At 69.1% G+C, this 1,370-nt stretch carries 1 protein-coding gene; it reads right to left on the bottom strand.

Annotation, left to right across the window (positions count from 1 at the left end; all coding sequences use genetic code 11):
- The coding region (locus ABT369_RS57795; RefSeq protein ID WP_350627273.1) for a glycoside hydrolase family 6 protein at window positions 1–1,343 on the bottom strand (1,343 nt) is incomplete at its 3' end.
- Window positions 1,344–1,370 lie beyond the last annotated feature (27 nt).

The following is a 1,370-nucleotide window of genomic DNA, read 5'->3' as shown; positions in this document are numbered from 1 at the left end:
TGTGTCGAGCTGCCAGCGCTGAGCGAGCCGTTGTACGTCAGGTTGCGTACTGTGACGTTCGAGCTGCTGGTGGTGAGCGTGCCGTTCCAGAGCTGGGTGATCTGCTGGCCGCTCGCGAGCGTCCAGGTCACCGTCCAGGTGCTGATCGGCGATGCCCCCGCGGTGACGGTGACGGCGGCTTGGAATCCGCCTTGCCAGGCGCTGGCGGTCTGGTACGTTGCGCTGCACGCGCCGCCGCCTCCGCTGGTCGAGCGGCTCGGGGACGGTGACGCGCTCGGTGAGCGGGACGCCGACGGGGAGGCCGAGGGGGAGTTGCTGGAGCGGCTGGCCGACGGTGAGGCGGTCGGGGATCCGGTCGGCGGGTAGGGTGCGCTGGCGGCCAGGCTGTAGGCGAGGCCGGCTTGGAAGCTGCCGGCCGTGTAGGCGCAGCCGTCGGCCTCGCCGGGCGGTTTGATCCACAGGTATCCGTCGACGTTGGCGTCGCCGGTGTTCAGCGTCGGGTAGTTGCCGATGCGGCGGTCGGTGTTGTCGTCGGCGCACCAGTCGCCGGCCGCTCCACCGTTGCGGCTGGTGTCGATGACCTGGTGCTTGCCGTTGATGCCGCGGCTTTGCAGGTAGGAGATGATTGACCGGCCGTAGGAGAGTTCGTTGCCCAGCGGCTGGAAGTTCGAGACGTTCGTGAAGAACCCGTCGGCGTACTGCACGCCGGCGGCGACCAGCCGGGAACCCTGGTCCGAGGCGGAGTTCCAGGCGGAGTGGCCGCCGTCGAGGTACACCTTGGCGTTGGGGTTTGCGGTTTTCAAGGTCTGTACCGCGGTGCTGATCGCCTGGTCGCGCTGCTGGACCTCGCTGCTGCTCAGGCACGTCTGCAGGGCCAGCGCGTCGGTTTCCATGATGACGATGACGGTCCGGCTGCCGAGGCCCCGGGCGTAGCCGGAGATCCATTGCTGGTACTGGTTGAGGTCTGGCGCGCCGCCGGCGCTCGCCCCGCCGCAGTCGCGGTTCGGGATCGCGTAGGACGTGAGCACCGGCACCTGGTTCACGGCGTTGGCGGCGCTCACGAACGAGGACACCTCGGACTGCACGGTGGACACGTTGAAGTTCGCCATCCAGCGCGCCTGCGACTGGCTGGCGACCTTGTCGCGGATGACGGGCATACGCGAGTCGTTCGGGTTCGCCGAGACCCAGCGCACGACCTGCGAGTCAGGATCGCGGTAGAGGGTGCCGGACAGCGTTCCCGCCGAGGCTGAGCCGGTCACGAACCAGCCGGCGGCAAAGGCGACACAGGCCGCCGCGGCCGCGGCGGCCACGACCCGCCGCCGACGAGGGCGATGTGTGGACACGGAAACTCCTTCAAGTCGTGACATCGA

The sequence above is a fragment of the Dactylosporangium sp. NPDC000244 genome, from assembly GCF_040300725.1.
Lineage (GTDB): Bacteria > Actinomycetota > Actinomycetes > Mycobacteriales > Micromonosporaceae > Dactylosporangium.
The sequence above is the reverse complement of the archived record's forward strand: the minus strand, read 5'-3'. Positions and strand labels throughout refer to the sequence as shown.